The organism is Corallococcus sp. AS-1-12 (genome assembly GCF_020036995.1).
In the GTDB taxonomy this organism is placed as follows: Bacteria; Myxococcota; Myxococcia; order Myxococcales; family Myxococcaceae; genus Corallococcus.
In genome coordinates this window covers 75190-92695 of the sequence record NZ_JAIQDD010000004.1, presented here as the reverse complement: position 1 = coordinate 92695, position 17506 = coordinate 75190, and the positions used below count along the sequence as shown (strand labels likewise).

15 protein-coding genes are annotated in these 17506 nt (G+C 72.5%); 7 read left to right on the top strand and 8 right to left on the bottom strand.

What is annotated here, in order from left to right; genetic code table 11:
- The first annotated feature begins 426 nt into the window (after positions 1-426).
- Both K8556_RS07635 and K8556_RS07630 read left to right on the top strand, forming a co-directional pair.
- Positions 427-2571 carry a penicillin-binding protein activator gene (locus K8556_RS07635; protein ID WP_223739364.1) on the top strand — a complete coding sequence of 715 codons (2145 nt, stop codon included), beginning with the start codon at positions 427-429 and terminating at the stop codon, positions 2569-2571.
- Positions 2568-4205, top strand: coding sequence for a WD40 repeat domain-containing protein (locus tag K8556_RS07630; protein WP_223739363.1), 1638 nt, complete (start codon positions 2568-2570; stop codon positions 4203-4205). The genes K8556_RS07635 and K8556_RS07630 overlap by 4 nt, the downstream gene beginning before the upstream one ends.
- On the opposite strand, the gene K8556_RS07625 is transcribed toward K8556_RS07630, so the two are convergent.
- Complete coding sequence (locus tag K8556_RS07625; protein WP_223739362.1) at positions 4199-4891, bottom strand: NAD-binding oxidoreductase; 693 nt, start codon at positions 4889-4891, stop codon at positions 4199-4201. The two genes, K8556_RS07630 and K8556_RS07625, sit on opposite strands and share 7 nt — an antisense overlap.
- Positions 4892-4946: 55 nt before the next feature.
- Here K8556_RS07625 and K8556_RS07620 point away from each other — a divergent pair, with 55 nt between their 5' ends.
- Positions 4947-5732 (top strand): transglycosylase domain-containing protein, encoded by a 786-nt coding sequence (locus K8556_RS07620; protein ID WP_223739361.1) that lies wholly within the window; start codon positions 4947-4949, stop codon positions 5730-5732.
- Positions 5733-5739: 7 nt separating this feature from the next.
- Here the strand turns inward: K8556_RS07620 and K8556_RS07615 are convergent, their stop codons facing one another.
- The 5 genes from K8556_RS07615 to K8556_RS07590 all read right to left on the bottom strand — a co-directional run bounded on the left by K8556_RS07615 (position 5740) and on the right by K8556_RS07590 (position 12680).
- Positions 5740-6189 carry a hypothetical protein gene (locus K8556_RS07615; RefSeq protein ID WP_223739360.1) on the bottom strand — a complete coding sequence of 150 codons (450 nt, stop codon included), beginning with the start codon at positions 6187-6189 and terminating at the stop codon, positions 5740-5742.
- A 38-nt stretch (positions 6190-6227) separates the two neighbouring features.
- Positions 6228-7931, bottom strand: a complete 1704-nt coding sequence (locus K8556_RS07610; RefSeq protein ID WP_223739359.1) for a serine/threonine-protein kinase — start codon at positions 7929-7931, stop codon at positions 6228-6230.
- Positions 7932-8070: 139 nt separating this feature from the next.
- Entirely contained in the window at positions 8071-9786 is a 1716-nt protein-coding gene (locus K8556_RS39440; RefSeq protein ID WP_304503945.1) for a hypothetical protein, read from the bottom strand.
- Positions 9787-9800: 14 nt separating this feature from the next.
- The gene (locus K8556_RS07595; protein WP_223739358.1) at positions 9801-10775 is read right to left on the bottom strand and encodes a hypothetical protein; all 975 of its coding nucleotides are present in this window, start codon (positions 10773-10775) and stop codon (positions 9801-9803) included.
- A 174-nt stretch (positions 10776-10949) separates the two neighbouring features.
- Entirely contained in the window at positions 10950-12680 is a 1731-nt protein-coding gene (locus K8556_RS07590) for a CpaF family protein (RefSeq protein ID WP_223739357.1), read from the bottom strand.
- Between the two features lie 131 nt (positions 12681-12811).
- On the opposite strand from K8556_RS07590, the gene K8556_RS07585 reads away from it, so the two are divergent.
- The 4 genes from K8556_RS07585 to K8556_RS07570 all read left to right on the top strand — a co-directional run bounded on the left by K8556_RS07585 (position 12812) and on the right by K8556_RS07570 (position 16657).
- Positions 12812-13492 (top strand): uracil-DNA glycosylase, encoded by a 681-nt coding sequence (locus tag K8556_RS07585; RefSeq protein WP_223739356.1) that lies wholly within the window; start codon positions 12812-12814, stop codon positions 13490-13492.
- Between the two features lie 38 nt (positions 13493-13530).
- The gene (locus K8556_RS07580) at positions 13531-14160 is read left to right on the top strand and encodes a TPM domain-containing protein (protein WP_223739355.1); all 630 of its coding nucleotides are present in this window, start codon (positions 13531-13533) and stop codon (positions 14158-14160) included.
- Complete coding sequence (locus K8556_RS07575; RefSeq protein ID WP_223739354.1) at positions 14157-15776, top strand: TIM44-like domain-containing protein; 1620 nt, start codon at positions 14157-14159, stop codon at positions 15774-15776. Before K8556_RS07580 ends, K8556_RS07575 begins: the two co-directional genes overlap by 4 nt.
- A 77-nt stretch (positions 15777-15853) precedes the next feature.
- The gene (locus tag K8556_RS07570; RefSeq protein ID WP_223739353.1) at positions 15854-16657 is read left to right on the top strand and encodes an acyl-CoA thioesterase II; all 804 of its coding nucleotides are present in this window, start codon (positions 15854-15856) and stop codon (positions 16655-16657) included.
- Here the strand turns inward: K8556_RS07570 and K8556_RS07565 are convergent.
- Together K8556_RS07565 and K8556_RS07560 are read right to left on the bottom strand one after the other, a co-directional pair.
- Entirely contained in the window at positions 16633-16989 is a 357-nt protein-coding gene (locus K8556_RS07565) for an endonuclease/exonuclease/phosphatase family protein (RefSeq protein ID WP_223739352.1), read from the bottom strand. The genes K8556_RS07570 and K8556_RS07565 overlap by 25 nt on opposite strands.
- Before the next feature lie 23 nt (positions 16990-17012).
- Positions 17013-17372, bottom strand: coding sequence for a response regulator (locus tag K8556_RS07560; protein ID WP_223739351.1), 360 nt, complete (start codon positions 17370-17372; stop codon positions 17013-17015).
- Positions 17373-17506 lie beyond the last annotated feature (134 nt).

The following is a 17506-nucleotide window of genomic DNA, read 5'->3' as shown; positions in this document are numbered from 1 at the left end:
CGCGGGTCTGCATTGCCACGGGCCGTAGTGGATGACCGTGCGGAAATGACCTCCTCCGGGGACGGCAACCAGGGGCCCCACCCACTTCCGACCAGGACCCACCAATGAGGGGGTGACCGAGCCGCAAGCCGTGGAGGCAAGCATCAGGGCCACCATGACCAGGATGCTGCATCGCGAGGACCAGGAGGGGGAGGATTCCACGGCCACGATGTTAGAGCGTCCGTGACCTGCGCCGCGACGGTCCATGCTCGCCCGCCAGGCGTGCGTCCCGGGCCGCGTGAGGGTGCGGTCCCATGGCCACGGGGCAGGGGCTCCCCTCGGTGACGCAGGCGGGCACGCGGGGTGCACTGAAGCGGACGTTCCAGGGGAATCTTCCCCCCGCTCAAGTGTCGACGGAGCCGCACCCGCGCTGCTATGCACCTCGCCATGGAAGTCCTCTCCGCATCGCGCCGCGCGCTCGTCGCCGCGCTGGCCCTGACGTTGACCGCCTGCCCCAAGACGCCTTCCCGCACTGACAGCCGGGACGACACCTCCGGGGGTGACTCCACCCAGCCCAACCGGCCGCGCGTGGAGGTGAGACAGGACGCCACCGCGAACGCCGCGCTCGCGCAGGCCCGCACCCAGGCGCAAGGCAACCCGGACAAGAAGCAGGCCGCGGAGGCCTACCTGTCCGTGCGCAAGGCGTACCCCGCCACCACCGCCGGCCAGGACGCGCTCTACAACGCGGGCGTCCTCTACTTCGAGGCGAAGGACTACGCGAACGCGCGCAAGACCTTCAACGAGCTGCTCTTCGAGAACCCCCTCCACGCCCAGGCCGAGGACGCCAAGCACAAGCTCGCCATCTCCGCCATGGAGGTCGGCGCCTACCGCGACGCGTACCAGACGCTCACCAGCCTGGCCGAGCGCGCGGAGGGCGCGGAGAAGGAGCAGCTCCTGAGGGAGGCCGCGCGCGCCGCGGAGGGCGCGGGCCTGTACTCGCAGGCGCTGTCGTCCGCGGTGAAGGAAGCGGGCGATGCGCGGACGGAGGAGGAGAAGGCCGCCTCGGTGAAGAAGGTGGAGCAGTTGGTGGAGGGCCGCGCCAGCTTCCTCGACATCGCCCGCGTGCAGGAGGGGCTGTCGCCGTCCAACCCCGCGTGGCCGGTGCTCCAGTTCAAGCTGGCGCGCATCTACTACCACCTGCGCGACTGGACCCGCCTGGAGGAGACGCTCCAGACGTTCCTGCGGGACGCGCCCAACAGCACCTTCGCGCCGCAGGCCAGGGAGCTGCTCGCGCGCGCCACCCGCCGCGTGGAGGTGCGCCCGCGCACCGTGGCGGTGCTCCTGCCCATGACGGGCCGCTACCAGCCCATTGGCGAGGCGGTGCTGCGCGGCGTGAAGCTGGGCCTGCAGGGCAGCGACATCGAGCTGGTGGTGAAGGACACGCAGGGCGACGTCAACAAGACGGGCACCGCGATGGAGCAGCTCGCGTTCGACGACGGCGCCATCGCGGCCCTGGGCCCGCTGCTGGTGGACGACACCAAGCGCGCGGCGCTCCTGGCGGAAGAGCTCCAGGTGCCGCTCCTGACGATGAGCCGTCAGGAGGGCGTCACGGACATTGGCCCGTACGTCTTCCGCAACATGCTGACGAACTCCGCGCAGGCGCGCGCCATCGCGGACTACGCGATGAACGTGAAGGGCTACAAGCGCTTCGCGGTGCTCTACCCGAACATCCCCTACGGCGTGGAGCTGGCGAACGAGTTCTGGGACGACGTGGTGTCGCGCGGCGGCGCGGTGCGCGGCGCGGAGTCGTACTCGTACGACCAGACGACGTTCACCGGCGAGGCCAAGCGCCTGGTGGGCCGCTACTACCTGGAGGACCGCGGGGACTACGCGGAGGCCGTGCGCGACGTGCAGGGTGAGAACATCACGGACGCGTACCGCCGCCGCAAGGCCATGGAGAAGGCGCGCAGCGGCGTGGAGCCCATCATCGACTTCGAGGGCCTCTTCATCCCGGACGACTGGCGCCGGGTGAGCCTGGTGACGCCCGCGCTCGCGGTGGAGGACATCGTCACCAACGCGTGCGACCCGCGCGACCTGGAGCGCATCCGCAAGACGACGGGCAAGAAGGACCTGAAGACCGTCACGCTCTTCGGCACCAACCAGTGGTCCAGCCCCAAGGGCCGCTCGGGCCTGCCGGAGCTGCTGGAGCGCGGCGGCAAGTTCGTCACCTGCTCGGTGTACGTGGACGGCTTCTTCGTGGACTCGCAGCGGCCGGCGACGCAGAAGTTCGTGAAGACCTACCGCGACGCGTACAAGGAGACGGGCCGCGACCCGGGCCTGCTGGAGGCCATCGGCTACGACTCGGCGCGCATGGTGCGGCAGGTGCTGGACAAGCAGCGCCCCAACACGCGCGCGGCGATGCGCGAGGCGCTGGCGGGGCTGAAGGACTTCGACGGCGCCACCGGCCGCACCTCGTTCAACGACAAGCGTGAAGCGGACAAGCAGTTGTTCCTCCTGTCCGTGGACAACAAGGGCGTGAACGAGATCAACGTGGAGAAGGAGAAGGCCGCCGTCCGCGGCTCGGGTTCATGAGCCCGCGCACCGGGGGCTTCGTGCTCGCGGGCGCGCTGGCGCTCACGGGCTGCGCGCACACGGCCGCGGGCCTGCCGCCGGACGCGCGGGGCCGGTTGGCGTCCACGCCCGGAGGCTTCCTCTCCGGCGCGGTGGAGGGCTTCGACGGGGAGCCCACCGTGCTCAACCGCAAGGACTTCATCTACGCGTTGGACTTCGCGCCGCGCGGCCAGCGCGTGGCGTACACGCGCCTGGGGGATGACGCGTACCACGTCTCCGTCTGGGACCTGGCGCCCGAGGCGAAGTCCGGGGACGACGGCGCGCCGGTGCTGCGCGCGGATCCATCGGTCAACGTGCAGCAGTACGACCTGGAGGGCGTGGCCTTCTCGCCGGACGGCGCGCGCGTGGCCACGGTGAGCCGCAGCGGCGCGGTGCAGCTCTTCGACGCGGCGACGGGCTCGCAGGTGGGGGTGCTCGCCACGGAGGAGCCGCTGGTGTCGGTGGCCTTCCATCCGGACGGCCGGTGGCTGGCGGTGGGCAGCGCGCAGGGGCTGGTGTCCCTGCTGTCCGTGCCGGAGCTGGCGTTCGGCGCGGAGGCGCGGCTGCACGCGGGGCCGGTGAGCGCGCTGGCGTTCGCGGCGGACGGGACGCTGTACTCGGGAGGCTGGGACAAGCACGTGCGCGCGTCGGACACGCCGGAGCAGCAGATGCGGCCGGACGTGGCGCGCACGCACTTCGAGCGGCGCGGCGGGTTCGCGGCGGTGCAGGGCCGCGTGGACAGCGGGCCGCCGGTGGTGCTGGCGCTGGACTCGCGCACGCCGGTGGTGGTGCTCACCGCGGCCGCCGCGGCGGCGTCCGGCATCGACGCGGCGTCCCTCCAGGACACCGTCACCGTGCCGGGCGCGATGGGCAACACCGTGGCGCGCCTGTCGCGCGGGCGCACGCTGCGCTTCAAGCAACTGACGCTGCCGGGCGTGGACGTGGCGGTGTGCGACGCGTGCGTGCCGCAGGGCAGCCAGGGCGTGCTGGGCGCGCCCTTCGCCGAGCGCGTGGACACGGTCTTCGACGAGACGACGGCGGAGGCGGTGCTCACGCTCAAGGGCGGCGCTCCGCAAGGGGCGGCCACGGCGACGGGGCGGGCGCTCACGCCGCGGCGGGACTTCACCTTCCCGGCGCACGTCAACGACGTCACCGTGGACGCGCGCGGCCAGCGGCTGGGCGTGGCCTTCAGCCAGGAGAAGGCGGAGCGCAACCGCACGGTGTACGAGCGCGAGCGCAAGGGCGTCCAGGAGCTCCAGGGTCCGTGGAACGCGGGCGCGCTGGTGGACGCGGCCTCCGGGCAGGTGCTGCGCAAGTGGGAGTTGCACCACGGCGTGGTGTCCACCGCGGCCATCTCGCCGGATGGGCGCTCGCTGGTGTCGGGCGGGTGGGACCGGCGCGTGTATCTCTTCTCCGAGGGCGCGCCGGACGCGAAGGGCGAGCTGGAGTTCGGCTGGTCCGTGCGGCGCGTGCGCTTCTCACCCGACGGACGCCAGGTGGGCGTGGCCGCGTGGACGCCGCAGAAGGTCACCGGCAACCAGGAGAGCGACCCGGCGGCGGTGGTGGTGGGCGTGCGCTACGCGGCCCCCACCGTGGAGACGCGCGCGGCTCAGTAGTTGAGGAACACGGCGCTGCGCGGGACGCCGCGCTGGCCCAGTTGGGCCATCACGTCCTGCACCATGTCCTGGGGGCCGCACACGAAGGCGATGGCGTGCTCCAGCCGCTCCTCGCCCAGGTGGGCCTGCACGTAGCCGGTGAGGCCCTGCCAGCCGCTGGCGCCGGGGCGGCTCACGGTGCACAGCACGCGCACGCCGTCCGCCTGCCACTGCTGCAACTCATGCTGGTACGCGAAGCCGCCCGCCGTGCGCGCGCCGAAGTACAGCGTCACCCGGCCATACGCGCCGCGCTCCTGGCGCACGGCGGCGATGACGGGGCGGATGGCGGAGATGCCGGAGCCGCTGGCGAACAGCAGCAGGTCTCGGCCGCGCGCCTTCTCCATGGGGAAGCCCGGGCCCGCCGGGAGCGTCACCTCCACGCGCGCCCCCAGGGGCAGGTGCAGCAGCGCGGACGGCAGCGAGCCTTCGTCCTTGAGGAGGAACTCCCACCGCGTGCCGGTGGGGGTGGGCGGCGAGGCGATGGCGAACATGCCCGGCTGCCCACCCGGGAGGCGCAGTTGGACGTACTGCCCCGGGTGGGTGTGCGAGCCCACGAGCGGCGTCCCGCCGACGTCGAGCACCCAGTCGGTGAGGCCATCCGCCGAGGGGGTGCGGGCGGTGACGGTGGCGGTGTGCCAGTCGCTCATGGGGACTTTCTAACCCGTCCTCCTGGCGCGTGCCTCCCCTGCTAGAGTCGTGCCCGTGAAGACCGTGTTCTGGCTGTTCATGTTCCTCGTCGGTCTGGCCGGCGTGGTGATTCCGATCACGTACCTCTACACGGCCAGCAAGCTGCCGCGGCTGGAGAGCGAGTTCGACGTCGAGAGCCAGTTGCGCCATCGCATCGAGGGCGACCGGATGAGCGTGCTGGCCGGGCGGATGGACCAGGGCATCCGGGATCGCTCGTCGGTGACGTTCACGCGTCCGGACTTCTCGCGGATGCCCAAGGACCTGGTGGCGCTCTACATCCGCCAGATGAACTGCCCCACCTACTTCCAGACGCCGCGCGAGGACGGGCGCGCGTGGGCGTGGCGCCTGTTCGCCGGCGTGACGCTGGGCAAGGCGCCCCCCGGGGACGGCGCCTGTGAGCGGCGCCTGGCCATGCGCATCGCGCGGGAGATGGGCATCGAAGGGGACCTGCAACTGTCCGTGGCCGCGCACCGGCTGCACGCCTTCTTCCAGAAGGACCAGCTCGTGGCCTACGACCTGTCCATCATCCGCTTCGAGCGCGGCGTCGTCGGCGTGGAGGACGCGGCCCGCAAGCTCTTCCACCGCGAGCTGGGGGAGCTCCAGTTGGCGGAGCTGGCGGAGCTGCAACTGGCGCTGCCGCCGTACGGCTATTACGGCGACATCAAGGCGTGCAAGAACGCCAGCCTCATCCGGCAGAACCGCGACATGCTGTTGCAGGACCTGGCGGGCTACGCGCTGGTGAGCGAGGAGCGCGCGCGCAACGCCATCGCGCAGCCGGTGGCGTGCCTGTCGGTGAAGTAGCCGGCGCTCAGCGCCGCACGTCCGCGGGCACCTGGGGAAGCCAGCCCACCTCCAGCGCGCCCCACAGGCCCAGCAGGATGGCCTCCGCGGCGTCGTGGCGCAGCGAGGTGGGGCGGGGCGCGCGGGACCAGTCGATGACCCGCCGCGCGAGCGTGTCCGCGGCGTCCTTGGCCTGTGCGCCGCTGCGCTGCTCGCGCGCGTAGAGCAGCCGGTGGCGCCAGTCCTCCGCGGCCACGCGAAGCACGGGCAGGGCGCGGCGCAGGGCCTCGCGCTCCCAGACGTCCGCGATGGGGCCGCCGCCCTCCAGCACGAGCCACGCGAGCGGGGACGCTTCCTGGAGCACGGCGGGCACCGCGCGCTTGAGCCGCGCGTGCGTGCCCAGGTTCTGGGAGCGGTACCACTGAAGCCGCCCGTCCGCGCCGAAGCGCGCGAGCCCGCAGCGCAGGCCCAGGTCCACCGCGAGCAGCGCGGCGGGGCCCGGGGACGCGGGGAGCGTCAGAGGGCTTCCTGCTTGACCTCGTTGAGGTCCTTCACGATGCGCGCCCGGTCCGCGGCGGAGGACTCCTCGGTGGCCAACTGGAGCTGGTAGAGGAACCCGACGAAGTGCTTGCGCTCCGTCTCGCCCAGCTTCGTGTTGGCCTTCACCCTGGCGGCGACGGAGCGGATCTCCGCCAGGAGGTCTTCCTCGGAGGGGATCCGGCTGCCGCGGGACGTCGGGCGGCCCTCTGACGGCGCGGCGTGCTTCGCCGCGACCCTGGGGGCCGGCTCCGCCTGCTTCGCGGGGGCCTCCACGACGGGGGCGGGCGGCGGCGGCGGGGTCGCTTCCCGCACGGGCTCGGCGACGGCCTCCGGCGGAGGCGGCGTGGGCGTGGGGTCCGCCTTCGGGGTGGGCGGCGGCGGCGCGGCGACGGCGACGGCGGGCGGAGGCGTCCCACCCCCGCGCGTGGCGATGACCACGCCCACGGCGGCGAGCAGCACGGCCGCGCCCACGGCGATGGGGGCGAGGCGGCGCAGGGACGACGTCTCTTCCTGCGGCACCACCCTCAGGTCGTCCGGCGGGACCGGCGGCGGGACGTGGGTGGTGGGGCGGCGCGCGTCCGCGTCGCTGACGACGACCGCGGGGGCGGCGGGCTTGGGCGGCGCGGGCTCGACGGGGGCGAGCGCGGTGGGGTTGGTGCGCGTGGCGCGCAGGGTGCGGCGCAGCTTGGCCAGGTGCTGACGCAGGGGGTCCGCGGAGTTGGGGCGCGTCTCCGGGTCCTTGGTGAGCATCTGCAGGATGAAGGCGTCCACGGCGGGCGGCAGGTCGGGGACGAACTCCGACGGCCGGGGCGGGCGCGCCTCCACGTGCTTCATGAGCAGGTCCACCGGGGAGCTGCCGATGAAGGGCAGCCGGCCGGTGATGATTTCGAAGGTGACGACGCCCATGGCGTACAGGTCCGTCATGGGCCCCACGGACTGGCCGCGGGCCTGCTCGGGCGCCATGTACTCCGGCGTGCCGACGACCATGTCGGTGCGCGTCTGCGCGGTGCGGCCGGTGGGGCCTTCGCCGCGCTTGGCGAGCCCGAAGTCCAGCAGCTTCACGTAGCGCGAGCCGTCCGGCTGGCGCACGAGGAAGATGTTGCTGGGCTTCAGGTCGCGGTGCACCACGCCCGCGCCGTGCGCGGCGCCCAGGGCGGCGAGCACCTCATCCAACAGGGACAGGGCCTCCGGGACGGGGAGGCGGCCCTTCTCCGCGAGGATGGCGTCCAGCGGCTGGCCGTCCAGGTACTCCATGACGATGTACTGGCGACCGTCGGGGAGCTGGCCGAAGCCGAAGATGTCGATGATGCCGCGGTGGCGGATGGCGTTGACGGCGCGGGCCTCCGCGAGGAGGCGGGCCACCTGCTCGGACGAGTGCGCCAGCTCGGGGCGCAGCACCTTCACGGCGACGCGCTTGCCGATGAGGGGCTGGATGCCCTCGTAGACGAGCCCCATGCCGCCCACGCCGATGCGCGCGCGCAGCTCGTACTCGCCCAGCTTCAGGCCGATGAGGGGGTCGGTGATGGCGGTCGCTTCGGTACCGGGGTGCTCCACGATGACCTTCGGTTCCGGTGGAGTCGGATGGAACGACGACAGCACGACGGTGCCATCGCGAGGGCACACCGCCGTCTCGGACGGAACGGTGAGGCCGCAGGTTTCGCAGATCAGCTCGGAAGACATCTCCACCACGGGGGAGCGTAACAGGTGAAATCCCGGGAAGCGAAACGCCCGCCCCGGGGCGCCGGGCAAGCAAACAGGCACCTGCCCCCGGGTCGCGTTTTCTCACCCGCTGGTGTCCGGCAGCGGGCGATGTGGTGGGTCAGGGAGCCGTTTGGACACAGCCGCCACGGGTCTCCTGGGAGATGCCGGGGCTTCCCGTGCCGCCGCCGTCGCTGGTTCCACCATCGCCACCGGGGCCCGCGATGACGGTCACCGTGGAGGCCTTGAAGACCGTCGAGTTGGCCCCACACCAGATGCCCACGGACGGTCCACCGCCGCCTCCGCCACCCGCACCGCCGGAGCCGCCCGGACCGCCGTTGCCTCCACGACCTCCATTGCCACTCACGATGTAGTAGTCGGGAGGTGCCCCAGCGACCCGGGAGGTGGACGAGTTGTAGACGCCACCATCGCCGCCCATGCCGCCGGCACCGCCTTCGCCTCGCTCGCCTCCCGCGCCGCCGCTACCGCCGCCCCGGGTCGTGAGCTGCGCGTCCGTGATGGCGACGCTGGAGTCGAGGACGAGCAACGCGATGGATGCGCCACCGCCCTCGCCCCCACGGCCTCCGGTGCCGGGGCATCCACCGCCACCGCCACCGCCTCCGCCAGCCCCTCCCGTCAAGGTGATGGCCAGATTCGAATTGCAGCTCCCGCCACCGCCTCCGCCTCCACCCCCGCCACCCGCGGCGCCTTGCCGGCCGTCCTCACCCGCTTGATTGGCCATCCAGCGGCCATCGGCTGAGACCACGCCGTCTCCGCTGCCTCCATCGCCCGGAGCGCCTGCATCCCCGGCAAGGCCGTCCGCGCCGGGCATGCCGTCGGAGGCGGTGCAGGTACACGTGGTCGCGTTGCACTGGGCGCTTGGAGGAGGCTGCACCCGGGTGGTCGCGCCCCCTTCACCCCCGTCCGCGCCGGCGGCCGCGATGTCGCCCGCGGCGCCCGCGGCGCCCGCTCCGCCCTTGCCCCCCAGGCCACCACTGCTCTTGGGCTCACACGATGTCCCGCCGTTTCCGCCCGGCTGGGGCAACCCGGAGTTGTAGACCGAGGACACGCCCGCTCCACCGTCGGTCCCCTCTTTGCCCGGCGTCCCGGGTGCGCCGCTCTTCCCCATGGCGCCCAGCCCGGCCTCGACGACCAGGCGTCGGAGGTCCACCGAGGGGCTGCCAATGATTCGCAGCGCGATGGAGCCTTCGCCTTCCTGGGTCGCGTTCGAGGAGGCGATGTGCAGCGCATCCAGGAGGACCCCTGCGTCCTGGACGTTCACATCGCGGATGGTGAAGGCCAGCGTTCCTCCGTCGATGAGCGTGGTGCCGCTGCCCGGCAGGCGGTTCCAGACACCTGAGCCCGGACCGTTCCAGCGATAGCCCCCGTAGACGGACACGGGCGTCGTCACCAGGGTCGCTGGCTCGTTGTACGCGCCCACGCCCAGATACAGGTTCGTGCGCCCCGGCTCCGCGGTACGGATCAGCTCGAGTGCACGGGCCAGCGTGCGGACTGGAGCCAGGTGCGAGCCATCATTGGCGTTGTCGCCTCGCTCGGGGTCCACGAAGAAGCCCGCGGCCGCGACGCCATCCACACCGTCGCAGTCCGTGTCCTTTCCCTCATCATCGGGGAGGTCAGGCCCCGAATTGGGAACGGGCTCGCAGTCATAGCCCGCATCCGGGCCACCGTCGGTCCCGGCATCCCCGCTCGCCTGCGGTCCGCAGCGGCCCTCGCCCTGACAGTTCTCATAGGCCGCGTCGAAGTCACTGCAGCCGCCCGCGCCGAGCACCGCACCGAACACCGCGCCCAGCGCGCCGACCTTCCAGAGGTTCCGCATGGCTTTCCCCGTGCTCACGGCCACGTCCCAGCGAAGCTCAGTCCACCGCCCTGCGGTGTGAGCGTCACGGACGGCTGAACGTTCGTCTGCTTCACCGGCAGGAAGTACATCAGCGCGCCCGCGGCGATGGCCGCCGCGCCCACCCCGATCCCCGCCACGCCCAGCGTCTGCGAACGCTTGCCGGAGTCGCGCACCTTCTCCGCGTCCTGCAGGTCCGGATACTCGTTCGTGTTCAGGTCGCTGAGCTTCCCGCGCGACTGCACGTAGAGCACCGTCCCCACGCCCGCGAGCACCACGCCGCCCGCCGCCGGCACCCACGCCCACTTGCGCCGTCCCGGCGTCTCCACCGTCGCCCCCTCCCCGGTCACGCCCAGCGCGGTGGGCGGCTGCACGCCGGGCGTCAGGTCCGGTCCCGGCACGGGCTGCTTCACGCCCGGCGTCACGTTGGGCGTCTGCTGCGCCACGGGCGGCGTCACCGGCGGCGGCGCCACCGGCTCCGGACGCAGCACCCGCAGCGTGATGGGCACCACCTCGTCCAGGGACCGCGTCAGCGCGTCCATCACCTGGTCCTTCTTCACCTCCGGGACGGAGTGCTCGGTGAGGGGCGCGCCATCCTGTGCCGTGTACACGCGCACGCCGGCCTTGTAGCCGTTGAGGTAGGGCAGCACCTCCGTCACCATCACCACGTCCGTCTTCGCCGCCGCGCCCAGCGACGCGATGCACGCCGGCTGCGTGCGCTTGCAGCGCATCATCGCCGTGCGCTGCTTCTTCGGCAGCGTGCGCGTCACGTCCTCCACGCGGATCACCTCCAGGCCCCGGGCCTTGAGCTGCTCGGCCACGTGCTCCTGGGCGATTCCGATGAGGTAGCGCGGCGTCCCCCGCGTCGCGTCCGTGGGCGCCAGCAACACGGTGACGGGTTTCGCGGAGGAGGCGGGTGCGGGCGCCTGGGCGACCACCAGGGTGAGCGCGGCGAGGAAGGGGATCAACACGGGAGCACTTTCTCCCTGACCCGCCCTCCTCGCAAGGTCAGGATTCGCGGACCCATGTGGTGGGACAGGGCCCCACCCACCCGGGGGCGACACCGGTGTCCGGCGCCGGGCTCCCCGCGTGGATGCGCTCCGTCATCACGGCGCGGGAGACCTGGAAGGTCCCCCCGCCGTCGGCTACCGGCGCGGGCGCTCCGGCGGCGGGCGGATCTGCGTCTTCTCGGACGTGTTCAGCTCCGTCCTCGGCCGGTCGTCGTCCTCGTCCTCGTCGTCCGAGGGCGGCGGAGGAGGACCCGGCGGACGGCGCGTGGGCGTGGCACCCGCGCGCAGCGTGTTGGACGGCGGCGGACCGGGACGGGCCGGAGCCGGCGGTGGACGGCGCGGCGGCGGCGTGTTGCGCGCGGGCGGGGCCTCCGCGAGCAGGTCCTCGGACACCTGCACCAGCGGCTCGGACGCCGGCGTGGCGCGGGTGTCCTCCTGCTCCGCGAACGGGTTGCGCGTGGGCGGCGGCGTCTTGTCGTCGTCCTGCGGGGGCGGCGGGCGCGGCGGCAGCGAGGGGCGCAGCGCCGGCGCGGCCTTCGCGGGCGGCGGCGCGGGCGGCGGCGCGGCGGCGGGCTTGGACGGGGGCGCCGGCTGCTTGGGGCCGGCGACCGGGCCGTCCGGGGCCGCGTTGCGGAGCACCTGCTCGAACCGGGCCCAGTCCTCCTTGAAGTGCGCCGGGTCCGGCAGCCCCTGCTCGCGGTGCTTCAGGGACGGGGCCCAGCGCAGGGTGTACGCTTCGCCCACCTGGAAGCTGGGCGGGGGCGGCACGCCGTAGGTGGCCGGGTCGAAGAAGGCGTCGTCCAGGTCGTCGAAGCCGTACGCGCGCGCCTTCTGGATGAAGTTGGGGATGATGCCGGTGGGCGCGTGGTAGCCCAGGATGTTGCCGTGCTCGTCCTTGGCGACGGGCGTGAAGACGAAGATGTCCTGGGTGCGGTACTCGCCCTTCTCCGTGAGGGGCAGCACCTCCGACAGGGCAATCGTCTTGCGGCTGCCGTCGTGGAGGCGCTCGCAGCAGATGACGAAGTTGATGGCGCTGGCCACCTGGGCGCGCACGGCGACCATGGGCAGCTCCACGGACGACATGAGGCACAGGGACTCGATGCGGCGCAGCGTGTCCGTGGGCGTGTTCGCGTGCGTGGTGGCCAGCGAGCCGCCGTGGCCGGTGTTCATGGCCTGCATGAGGTGGAAGGCCTCGCCGCCGCGCACCTCGCCCACCACGATGCGGTCCGGGCGCAGACGCAGCGCGGAGTGCAGCAGGTCGCCCATGTCCACGGCGCCCTTGCCGAACTTGTCGGCGGGGCGGGACTCGAAGGCCACGATGTGGGACTGGTTGAGCTGGAGCTCGGCGGAGTCCTCGATGGTGAGGATGCGCTCCTCGTCCGGGATGAGGGACGAGACGATGTTGAGCAGCGTCGTCTTGCCGGAGCCCGTGCCGCCGGCCACCAGCATGTTGAGCTTGGTGGCGATGCCGGCCTCGATGAGGCGCGCCATGGGCTTGGTCAGCGACTTGAACTTCAACAGCGAGTCGATGGTCAGCTTGTCCTTGAAGAACTTGCGGATGGAGATGGTGGTGCCGTTGCGCGCGATGGGCGGGATCACCACGTGGATGCGGCTGCCATCGGGCAGGCGCGCGTCCAGGCGGGGGCGCTCCTCGGACAGGGGGCGGCCCACGAACTGGGCCATGTTGCGCGCGGCGCCCAGCAGGCCTTCATCGGAGAAGGAGGCATCCGTCTTGATCAGCCGGCCCTTGCGTTCGATCCACACGTCGGTGGGGCCGTTGATCATGATTTCCGACACCGACTCGTCGTCCAGGTAGGGGAGGACGGGCTTGAGGAAGGCGCGGAGCGACTCGGTGTACATCGTCATGGCGGGCGCAAGGCTAGCGCGCCCGGGCCCGGGCCCCAAGCTCCCGCCCTGATTGCCTGCTCGCTTTCCGGTGCGGCGTGCCGCCTCAGGACGCGCGCGCTGGTCTAGGGTGCGGCCCACGGAGGAGTGCAATGAGCCTGGCGGATGGGTTGCCCGAGGACTGGAAGGAAGTACTGCAGGACGCCATCCACGCTCCGTCGTTCACGGAGCTGGAGAACTTCCTTCGCAAGGAGCGCCAGGAGCACACCGTGTTCCCGTCGGAGGAGGACCTGTTCTCCGCGTTCCGCCTCACGCCCTACGCGGACGTGCGCGTGCTGCTCCTGGGCCAGGACCCGTACCACGGCCCGGGGCAGGCCCATGGCCTCGCCTTCTCCGTCCAGCCCGGCGTGCCGCCCCCGCCCTCGCTCGTGAACATGTTCAAGGAGCTCCAGAGCGACGTGGGCGCGCCGAAGCCTCGCGACGGGTCGCTCATCCCCTGGGCGAAGCAGGGCGTGCTCCTGCTCAACACCGTGCTCACCGTGCGCCAGGCCTCCCCCAACAGCCACGCGAAGCACGGCTGGGAGCCCTTCACCGACGCCGTCATCCGCGCCGTCAGCGACAAGCAGGACCCCGTCGTCTTCCTGCTCTGGGGCAAGCCCGCGCAGAAGAAGAAGGCCCTCATCGACACGGAGCGCCACATCGTCCTGGAGGGCGTGCACCCCTCGCCGCTGTCCGCCAGCAAGGGGTTCTTCGGCAGCAAGCCGTACAGCACCACCAACGCCGCGCTGAAGAAGCACGGCCAGCACACCATCGACTGGGAGCTGCCCTCGTAGGAGCGTGCCCCGGGGGTTGGCTATAGTGCCCGCCCACGATGGCCACGACCTTCCTCGAAGACGCCGCACGCACCCAGGCCGCGGAAGCCGTCGCGGCCATTGAGTCCCAGACCGCCGCGGAGGTCGTGGTGTCCGTGCGCCGCGCCTCCGGCGACTACGCCCACACCGATGCCCGGCTGGGCGCCGCCGTCGCCTTCGTCATGCTCCTGGTCCTCCTGTTCATCCCGCAGGAGGTCCACCTCTTCGCCTTCCCGCCCGTGGTGCTCCTCTCCTACGCCGCGGGCGTGATGGGCGGCCGCCTGCTGCCGCCGCTGCGCCGCGCCCTCACCCCGCGCAAGCTCCAGGAGGACGCCGTGCGCACCGCCGCGAAGGCCGCCTTCACGGAGCTGGGCGTTTCGCACACGTCGCGCCGCACCGGCATCCTGGTGTTCGTCTCCCTCTTCGAGCGCCGCGTGGAGGTCGTCACCGACTACGGCGTGGACACCTCGCTCATGGGCGCCGAGTGGCAGGACACGCTCACGCAGGTGTCCGCCGCGCTCGCCGCGTCCACCGCGCCCGAGCCCTTCCTCCAGGCCCTGCGCCGCATCCAGGCGCCGCTCGCGCGCGTGCTGCCCCGCCTGGAGGATGACGTGAACGAGCTGCCGGACATGCCCGGAGCCGTGGCGTGAGGCGCTCGGCTTCCGTCCTCCTCCTCGCCGTCGCCCTGTTCCTCGGGCTGGGCCTCGCCGCCCTCCCGGAGGCCGAGGCGCGCCCCGGCGGTGGCAACTCCTACCGGGGCTCCAGCCGCGGCTCGTCGAGCAGCCGCAGCTCCTCCAGCAGCCGCAGCTCGTCGAGCAGCCGCAGCTCGTCGTCCTCCTTCGGCTCCAGCAGCAGCCGGTCCTCGTACAGCTCCGGCAGCCGCTCCTACAGCTCCAGCGGCGCGTCGTCCTCGAACGGAGGCGGGGCGTTCGGCGGCTTCTGCCTGCTCATCGTCGTCGTGGGCGTGATCGCGATCGTGCTCATGAACGCGAAGTCGGGCGCGGGGCAGCGGGACTGGAGCACCACCGCTCCCCGTGCGCCTCCGCCGCCCCGGCGTCAGGGCTCGCTGCGCACGAAGCTCGCGAACCTGGCCCGCGTGGGGCCCAGGGGCTCGGACGGGTCGACGCAGCCGTTGGATCCGGAGTTCTCCATCGTCCTCTTCGAGGACTTCGTCTACTCGCTCTTCGCCCGCGTGCACGAGGCGCGCGGCGGCGACCGCCTGGACACGCTGGGCGGCTGGCTTTCCGATGACGCCATCGCGTCGCTCCAGCAACTGGGCACCCCGGACGCGGTGAAGGCCGTGGTGGTGGGCGCCGTCACGTACGAGTCCGTGGAGGGCGTCAGCGCGAACAGCCAGCGCGTCCGCGTCGTCCTGCGCTTCGAGGCCAACTACACGGAGGCCACCTCCGGCGCCGAGCAGAGCTGGTACGTCGCGGAGGAGTGGCGGCTGGAGCGCGACGCGTCCGCGAAGTCCCGGGCGCCCGAGGACGCGCGCGCCTTCAAGTGCCCGAACTGCGGCGCGCCGCTGGAGTCCGTGCACGGCCACAAGTGCTCGTACTGCGACACGGTGGTGAACACCGGCGAGTTCGACTGGGTGGTGACGCGCGTGTCGTCGCTGGAGCGCGAGCGGCGCGGCCCCCAGCTCACCGGCACCACGGAGGAGCAGGGCACGGAGCTGCCCACCGTGAAGGACTCGCGCGCGCAGGAGCGGCTGAACGCGCTCCTGCACGACGACCCGGAGTCCACGCCGCTCGCCCTGCGCAGGCGCCTGGAGTTCATCTTCCAGGAGATGCAGACCGCGTGGGCCCAGCGCGAGTGGAAGGGCATGCGGCCCTTCCTCAGCGACAACCTCTTCCAGACGCAGTTGTACTGGATCAACGCCTACCGCCAAGCGGGCCTGCGCAACATCACGGAGGACGCGCACATCACGAACCTGGTGCTCGCGCGCGTGACGCGGGATGCGTACTTCGACGCCGTCACCCTGCGCGTGTTCGCGTCCAGCCTGGACTACACCGTGCGGGACCGGGACGGACAGGTCGTGGGCGGCAGCCGCTCCCGGGAGCGCGCCTACAGCGAGTACTGGACGCTCATCCGCGGCCGGGGCGTGCAGGGCAGGCCCTCCACGCAGAAGCAGTGCCCGTCGTGCGGCGCCCCGCTGTCCATCAACATGGCGGGCCACTGCACGCACTGCCAGGCGCGCGTGACGTCCGGCGAGTTCGACTGGGTGCTCAGCCGCATCGAACAGGACGAGTCCTACCAGGGGTAGGCGAGGGAGCGGGGAGGCGCGCACCCGCTCATCCAGGCCGGGACATCCCCGCCGGGGACACTAGGATGGCGCGCACCATGACCGCGCCCTTCCTCGCCGCCACCCTCGTCGAACCCCTGGAACCCGGGCGCTACCGCTCGCGCTACGAGGCCGCCTGGTACCAGGGCCGGGGCGCCTACGGCGGCGTGGTGGCGGGGCAGGTGCTGCGCGCGCTGGAGCACCACCTGAACGACCCCCAACGGCCGGTGCGCTCGTTCACCGTGCACTTCTGCTCGCCCGCGGCGGAGGGCGTGGCGGACCTGCACACGCGCATCGAGCGCGCCGGCAAGCTCGTCACCCACGCCACCGCGCGCGTGGAGAGCGGCGGCGCGGTGGTGGCCGTCGCCACGGCGACCTTCGGCGCCGCTCGCGGTGGCGCTCCCGGGTACCTGGACTTCGCCATGCCGCGGGTGCCCGCGCCCGGCACGCTCACGCCCGTGCACGAAGACACGCCCATGCCGGACTTCTGCCGCTTCTTCGAGTACCGCTACTGCGTGGGCTCGCCGCCGTACTCGGGCGGGCCCGAGGCGGAGGTGGGCGGCTGGCTGCGGCCTCGCGTCCCCACGGCGCTGGACGCGCCCTTGTGCGTGGGGTTGATGGATGCGTATCCGCCGTCCGTCCTGTCGCGGCTGGACGGCTTCCGCGCGGCGGCGTCCGTGGACTTCAGCGTGCAGTTCTTCCAGACGTTCCCGCTGAAGGGCGCCGCGCCGGACGCGCAGTACCTGCGCACCGGCCGCTCGCGCCAGGCCGCGGACGGCTACACGGAGGAGACCCAGCTCCTCTGGGCGGAGGACGGCACGCTGCTCGCGCAGTGCCGTCAGCTCGTCGCCGTGCTCGGCTGAAGCGCCAGCTCGGCCACCACGGCGTGGTGGTCGGAGACGGCGTCCGGCAGGCGCGCGTCGCGGAACAGCCCCGGGACGCCGGAGTGCACGCCGTGGTGCACGTGCGGATAGCCGGCCTGCTCCGCGATGCGGGCCACCTGATCCACCCGCCCGCTGAAGAGGCTGGCGCGGTCCGCCTCCTGCAACGCCACCACGTCCGCGCCTTCACGGGCGAGCAGCGCCGCCACCCGGTCCAGCGTGCCCAGCAGCGCGGACCGGCCGCGCAGGAAGGGCAGGGGCACGGCGAACGGCGCGCCGTGCGCCACGTTCAGGGTGAGGACCTTGAGCCGCACGGGGCCGGTGCGCGCGTGACGGCTCAGGCGGCGATCTGCTTGCGCAAAAGCCGCGTCAGCTCCGCGGGGTCCACCGGCTTGGGCAACAGCTCCGCGCCGTAGCGGATGGCCACGGGCAGCAGGTCATCCAGGTCCGAGTGGCCGGTGAGGAAGATGAACGGCGCGCGGCACTCCTGCAGCTCGCGCATGGCGACGAGCACGTCGGAGCCGTTCATGTCCGGCATGTTGTAGTCGCACAGGATGGCGGCGACGCCGGTGAGGTCCAGGTGGAAGGCCTCCGCGGGGGACTGCACCGTGAGCACCGTGTAGCCCGCGCCCCGCAGGGTGTCTCCCACGGTCGCGAGCACGAAGAGGTCATCGTCGATGACCAGCACGGTTGGCATGGCGGTCCTCCAGCGCCTGGGCGGCGCGCGCGATGCGCCGGAGTGTATCCGAGCCCGCGCGTCCGCGCGCCACGCCCCACCGTTCAAGTCGCCGGGTTCGGACCCACCCACGTCGTAGGGTGTGGGCAGGGTCC

What these genes read in the sequence shown, in the direction of transcription:
- K8556_RS07635 (WP_223739364.1), top strand. Translation starts at nt 427, where the DNA reads ATGGAAGTCCTCTCCGCATCGCGCCGCGCGCTCGTCGCCGCGCTGGCC.
- K8556_RS07630 (WP_223739363.1), top strand. Translation starts at nt 2,568, where the DNA reads ATGAGCCCGCGCACCGGGGGCTTCGTGCTCGCGGGCGCGCTGGCGCTC.
- K8556_RS07625 (WP_223739362.1), bottom strand. Translation starts at nt 4,891, where the DNA reads ATGAGCGACTGGCACACCGCCACCGTCACCGCCCGCACCCCCTCGGCG.
- K8556_RS07610 (WP_223739359.1), bottom strand. Translation starts at nt 7,931, where the DNA reads ATGTCTTCCGAGCTGATCTGCGAAACCTGCGGCCTCACCGTTCCGTCC.
- K8556_RS39440 (WP_304503945.1), bottom strand. Translation starts at nt 9,786, where the DNA reads ATGCGGAACCTCTGGAAGGTCGGCGCGCTGGGCGCGGTGTTCGGTGCG.
- K8556_RS07590 (WP_223739357.1), bottom strand. Translation starts at nt 12,680, where the DNA reads ATGACGATGTACACCGAGTCGCTCCGCGCCTTCCTCAAGCCCGTCCTC.
- K8556_RS07585 (WP_223739356.1), top strand. Translation starts at nt 12,812, where the DNA reads ATGAGCCTGGCGGATGGGTTGCCCGAGGACTGGAAGGAAGTACTGCAG.
- K8556_RS07580 (WP_223739355.1), top strand. Translation starts at nt 13,531, where the DNA reads ATGGCCACGACCTTCCTCGAAGACGCCGCACGCACCCAGGCCGCGGAA.
- K8556_RS07570 (WP_223739353.1), top strand. Translation starts at nt 15,854, where the DNA reads ATGACCGCGCCCTTCCTCGCCGCCACCCTCGTCGAACCCCTGGAACCC.
- K8556_RS07560 (WP_223739351.1), bottom strand. Translation starts at nt 17,372, where the DNA reads ATGCCAACCGTGCTGGTCATCGACGATGACCTCTTCGTGCTCGCGACC.